Source organism: Okeania sp. SIO2B9, assembly GCF_010672505.1.
Classification (GTDB): domain Bacteria; phylum Cyanobacteriota; class Cyanobacteriia; order Cyanobacteriales; family Microcoleaceae; genus Okeania; species Okeania hirsuta.
The window spans coordinates 1-5,387 of record NZ_JAAHGK010000447.1; the positions used below are offsets into that span (position 1 = coordinate 1).

6 protein-coding genes and 1 pseudogene are annotated in these 5,387 nt (G+C 35.5%); 5 read left to right on the forward strand and 2 right to left on the reverse strand.

Going from position 1 to position 5,387, the window contains the following annotated elements; translation table 11 throughout:
- Window positions 1–810: 810 nt before the first annotated feature.
- The 4 genes and pseudogenes from F6K13_RS16530 to F6K13_RS35195 form a co-directional block, all read left to right on the forward strand.
- Window positions 811–1,530, forward strand: coding sequence for a DUF502 domain-containing protein (locus F6K13_RS16530; RefSeq protein WP_124146734.1), 720 nt, complete (start codon window positions 811–813; stop codon window positions 1,528–1,530).
- A 10-nt stretch (window positions 1,531–1,540) separates the two neighbouring features.
- A complete protein-coding gene (locus tag F6K13_RS16535; protein ID WP_287287855.1) occupies window positions 1,541–1,693 on the forward strand; it encodes a hypothetical protein in 153 nt (50 codons plus the stop codon).
- 82 nt (window positions 1,694–1,775) lie between these two features.
- Window positions 1,776–2,399, forward strand: coding sequence for a transcription antitermination factor NusB (gene nusB / locus F6K13_RS16540; RefSeq protein WP_124146733.1), 624 nt, complete (start codon window positions 1,776–1,778; stop codon window positions 2,397–2,399).
- Between the two features lie 48 nt (window positions 2,400–2,447).
- A pseudogene (locus tag F6K13_RS35195) lies at window positions 2,448–2,525 on the forward strand (DUF4277 domain-containing protein); the annotation flags it as partial.
- A gap of 816 nt (window positions 2,526–3,341) precedes the next feature.
- Here F6K13_RS35195 and F6K13_RS16545 read toward each other — a convergent pair.
- A complete protein-coding gene (locus F6K13_RS16545) occupies window positions 3,342–3,821 on the reverse strand; it encodes an NINE protein (protein WP_124146732.1) in 480 nt (159 codons plus the stop codon).
- 317 nt (window positions 3,822–4,138) lie between these two features.
- On the opposite strand from F6K13_RS16545, the gene acsF reads away from it, so the two are divergent.
- Complete coding sequence (gene acsF / locus F6K13_RS16550; protein ID WP_124146731.1) at window positions 4,139–5,215, forward strand: magnesium-protoporphyrin IX monomethyl ester (oxidative) cyclase; 1,077 nt, start codon at window positions 4,139–4,141, stop codon at window positions 5,213–5,215.
- On the opposite strand, the gene F6K13_RS16555 is transcribed toward acsF, so the two are convergent.
- Window positions 5,193–5,387, reverse strand: a 195-nt coding sequence (locus F6K13_RS16555; RefSeq protein WP_287287856.1) for a hypothetical protein, incomplete at its 5' end; no start/stop codon positions are given. The two genes, acsF and F6K13_RS16555, sit on opposite strands and share 23 nt — an antisense overlap.

A 5,387-nucleotide genomic window follows, 5' to 3' on the forward strand; every position in this document is an offset into this window, starting at 1 on the left:
TCTGTAACCTGTTTGGCATTTACACTCTGATAATGCCATTGCCTTTTCTATTCTTAAAATACTCTTCTATGAAGTCATAAAATTCTCATCCATAATTCTGATTTTATCTAGTTGAAAGATATATAGCCATCCTAGATAGAAGATAAATATTAGCTACAGAGCAAGATAAGTAACTCTCTGTATTTAGATAACTAAAATTTGTTCAAAACCTATTATATGACAACTATAGTATTTCCATTTTAGACGTAAACATAGATGATGATTTTTGGCTACAAAAAATTTTATCTATCAATCATCTTCCCCTATCCTTTGTTCTCTCTTAAATGTAAATTCTATATATCTTTCATATATATCTCAGTTCTATTCTGCCTAGCAAAAATTTACAACTTAAATAGAACTACTGGAAAGAAGACCTTTTGCAAAAGTCAATATTAAATCTTTTTTCCTTTCGTCCTTTTACCTTCTATTGCTCCTGCTCCCTGTCACTTATGTGGCGAAGTCTACAGTTGAGAAAAAGAGACAAATTGTTTTACCATATAAATCTATCCAATATCATCTGGAAATCAGCCACGGCTCTCAGTCCAATCTCAGTCCAATTATTATTGTGGACAAGTGGTAGAAAATATATCTGAATATTTTGGATGATTAAAATCAGTTCAATTTTGATTTGAATTTACATTTGCAACAATTATTGACAGTTGTTAATAATTGTAAGTATTCAGAATAAAAAATATAAATATTAAATTAAAAAAAATTGGTTTCAAGCTAGATCAAAAAATATCTAGCAATTTACGAGGAAATGGGTAAACAGTGTTCAAACGCATAAGGCAGGATTTAAAAAACGACCTAATTGCAGGCTTACTGGTAGTCATACCATTAGCTACAACAATTTGGTTGACCATAACTATTGCTCGGTGGGTAATAGATTTTTTGACAAAGATACCCAAGCAAATCAACCCCTTCGATGGTTTACACCCAGCTTTAGTGGGCCTACTAAATTTCTTAGTAGGACTAGCAGTACCATTGCTAAGTATTCTAGTGATTGGGTTAATGGCTAGAAACATTGCTGGAAGATGGTTATTAGATGTAGGCGAGCGAATACTACAAGCTATTCCATTTGCAGGGTCAGTCTACGGCACTCTCAAACAAATCTTAGAAACTCTACTCAAGGATTCTAACGAAAAATTTCGCCGTGTGGTACTTGTAGAATATCCACGTCAGGGAGTTTGGACTATAGCTTTTGTCACTGGTACGATTAGTAGTCAAATTAAATCTCATCTAGGAGACTCAATGCTAAGTCTTTTCATTCCAACGACTCCTAACCCTACATCTGGTTGGTATGCCATAGTGCCAGAAAAAGATGTGCTTAACGTTTCAATGTCAGTGGAAGATGCGTTTAAAGTTCTCATATCAGGTGGAATAGTAACTCCAAATCAATCAGTACGTCCAGAAAAAAATTCAAATGATCAACTCAAACCTCTACTTTTAGATAGAGAAGACTATCAAAAATTTTCCACTGAAGAGGATTGAACGAGTTATATTGAAAAAGGCAGAAAGCAGAAGCGGTGCGACCCCGCGTCGGCGTCAGACGCAAGGGAATGCTGACCAAGATAGGGAATGGGCACCAATAGAGGCAAAAGGTAGAAGGTTTAATTGCATGGGGATAGTCAATGACTGGCCACTCTGTGTCTGATAACCCCGAACAATTTTCAGTACCCCTGTTGACGATGGGATATTAAACCTGCCACTTAAAAGATAAAAGATGATCAAAAATTATGAACAAAGCTCCTCGCTCCACAGCTCGTGAACTAGCTCTGCTTGGTCTAAGTCAATTACCAACAAATTCAGGCAGTCTAGAAAAAAAGCAACTTCAAGAAGTCATACTAGCAGCAGTTAGGACTCTCAGAGCTGAAGTCCAAGATATTTTAGAAACTGCTGCGGCAGAATTACAGAGAGGGAGCGATCGCCTCCTTAATAGTCAAATTAGTGCTAGTGATGTTCAAAGTGCAAGTTCGATGGTCCACGAAGCAGTGGAGTTAGGCCAAACAGCAATTAATCGTATTGGCACTGCTGTGGAGTTACCAGAACTAATTCAACTAACTAATCAATTAGAAGTTCGCAAGTACGCTTTAGAAATTTTGACAAAGGTGAATGACAATAAAGAAGAAATTGATAATTTATTGAGAGAATCAATAGTAGATTGGCAAATAGAACGTTTGCCTAGAATAGATATAGATATTCTCAGAATTGCAGTGACAGAAATGATGTTTATTGGCATTCAAGAACAAGTGGCAATTAATGAAGCTGTAAAATTAGCCAAGCGTTACAGTAGTGAAGATGGATATAGATTTATTAATGGGGTATTGCGAAGAGTGCTACATAAAATTAATTTAGCTTGAAGAGTTATAAGTCTAAAGTAAAAATCAAAATTAAGGTCTTTGTTGTGAATAGAAGTAACTAATGTAGACCATCTAGGTTTGGTAGCAGGAATTATTGACGAGATTGGCATAGAACAGAAAATTAATCGACTACTTAGATTAAGAATCAGAAACTTGAGGTAAAAACAGGTAGAGGGCCAAAATAATCAACGATTGAATCATAGTGTAGAATTAACCACTTGGCAATGATTAAGATGCGATCGAACTCCGTTCCGCTTCGCGTTGGCGGAGCCTAGCGGCAGCTATATCGCGAAGCGTGATAGAGAAACTTTGGCAATTTTTGGAGATGTCTATTGGTAAGTTCCGGCAACTGATGATTTGCGTTGGCGGAGCCTAGCGGCAGCTATATCGCTTCTTAAACCATACTATCAGTCTAAATACTTACTCAACTTTTACCATCTTTGTATACTACATTTTGTCGTGCGGAATGTGGGTTGAAAATTATCAACATTTTTATTTTATGAGGCTCCTGAAAAAAAATCGCGCGTCAAAGGATTTTCGGTTGCATCCTCACAAAAATTGTGATATGTATATACAATGAGTTATTCTGTTTGCCTATACGCATGACTTTTTATTCAACTAAAAAAATGTATAGTCAGCGTGATAGAACTCAGTGTAAAAGATAGCAAATGGTTTCTATATAATTAGTGTATTGTCATTATTTTTGTTACCTACAGCAGTGGGAGGAATATGCCCCTGTTCCAGGAGTCCCTTGTTCTTGTATACCATTAAGCGAGGAAGACTACCCATTCTTCTACCTTTTTCCACTATTGTCTAACTGAATATCCTGACTTCTGACTCAGTAATCTTGACTCCTGCAGATAAAAACATATACCACGAGCAAAGATACCATAAAGGTTTTGTAATCAATAACATATTTGTAATGATTATTGGTAGGCAAAATTACAACTCATGGAAATCGTAAATTACAATTCCTGTCTCCGGATGGTTATCCACACTAACATAACCAGTTTTAAGCATTTCCTTGAGAGCTTCTTCTACTTCTAGAAAGCTAGCTCCTGTTGCCATGACACCCTGACTAACAGATAACTTTCCTCCTTTAGTAGAAGCTGACCTGAGTAAAGCTACCATTAACTGTTGACGGGTTTGTGGAGGAGAAGCTTTCATAGAGACCGCCCCATTTGATTGATATAGTGGTACTCCTTGGGATGAAATACCTAATTTTGCTTTGACTTTAGTATTGTGTTCTTCTACCATATTGGGAATTAACAACAAATCAATAAATTGGCCTATTCCAAATAAACCCCCAGTAAAGAGCCAAAGTAGACCAGTCAAAATTTTGCCATTGTATAAACGATGGCATCCGTTAAGACCTAGGACGCAAGCCCCCCAAAATAGGTAACTGTATCTTATACTATTCATTTAGTCCCAAAAATTATTTTTCTGAAATTAATATACTGTTTTGCCTAGTTACTTAATTTTCGTTATGGGCACTTAGTATTATTACCATCTTAGTCCAAGAATATAATGTGGAAAACATTAATAACTCTAAATATACTGAGAAGTAGGATAATAATGGGCTATTTCTTATAGGTATAGATACTTTGCAATTCTTAACAAAAACTATGTACTTCAGTCCCCTAGACCTTGGTAAACTATATAGCGTGGAAAATATAATACTTTCTTGCTCATTCTCCAAACCAGGCATAGATTGATAAATTAAGAAAACAACAAAACTTATGGTAGATTCTCTAAAAAAACCAGATTTTCAAGAAATGCGACCAGGGGTTAAAGTTCCCTCAAAAGAAACTATTCTAACTCCTAGATTCTACACAACAGATTTTGATGAGATGGCTAAAATGGACATCTCAGTCAATGAAGATGAATTAATAGCTATTCTAGAAGAATTTCGTACTGATTATAACCGCCATCATTTTGTTCGGGATGAAGAATTTGCCCAATCATGGGATCATATTGATGGGGATACTCGTAGGTTATTTGTTGAGTTTCTAGAACGTTCTTGTACGGCGGAATTTTCTGGTTTTTTACTCTACAAAGAATTGGGTCGTCGTCTCAAAGATAAAAGCCCTGTTTTGGCTGAATGTTTCAATTTAATGTCCAGAGATGAAGCTCGTCATGCAGGTTTTTTAAATAAGGCAATGTCAGATTTTAATCTATCATTAGATTTAGGATTTCTGACTAAAAGTCGTAAGTATACTTTCTTTAAACCAAAGTTTATTTTCTACGCTACTTATCTATCGGAAAAAATTGGTTATTGGCGCTACATTACTATCTATCGTCATTTAGAAGCTCATCCAGAAGATAGAATTTATCCTATTTTCCGTTTCTTTGAAAATTGGTGTCAGGATGAAAATCGTCATGGAGATTTCTTTGATGCTATTATGAGGGCACAACCACAAATTTTAAATGACTGGAGAGCAAAATTGTGGTGTAGATTTTTCTTACTTTCTGTATTTGCGACTATGTATTTGAATGACATTCAAAGAGCTGATTTTTATGCTGCTATTGGTTTGAATGCTCGTGATTATGATAAGTATGTAATTGAGAAGACTAATGAAACTTCAGGACGTGTTTTTCCAGTAATTTTGGATGTAGAAAATCCTCAGTTTTATGAAAGACTAGAAGTTTGTATTAAGAATAATGAAAAGTTAACGGCGATCGCTAATTCTAATAAGTTAGGTGTTGTGAAGCTTTTCCAGAAGTTACCTCTTTATCTGTCTAATGGTTGGCAGTTCCTGAAACTATATTTTATGAAGCCAATTGAAACTGCTACTATGCAGAGTTCTGTTCGCTAAAGAAGTTTTTAATAATTAACCTCGCTTGATAGCCTTGTGATATTTCCAAGGCTATTTTTTTATTTGTTTTATTTAGGGTTTGCTGAAAAAGTCTTATGGTGATGATAGGCAACAGATCATCTGGCAACAGGCAACAGTTTAGACTATCTGCTACGGCCAAATTTTCGGCATT

What these genes read in the sequence shown, in the direction of transcription:
- nusB (WP_124146733.1), top strand. Translation starts at nt 1,776, where the DNA reads ATGAACAAAGCTCCTCGCTCCACAGCTCGTGAACTAGCTCTGCTTGGT.
- F6K13_RS16545 (WP_124146732.1), bottom strand. Translation starts at nt 3,821, where the DNA reads ATGAATAGTATAAGATACAGTTACCTATTTTGGGGGGCTTGCGTCCTA.
- acsF (WP_124146731.1), top strand. Translation starts at nt 4,139, where the DNA reads ATGGTAGATTCTCTAAAAAAACCAGATTTTCAAGAAATGCGACCAGGG.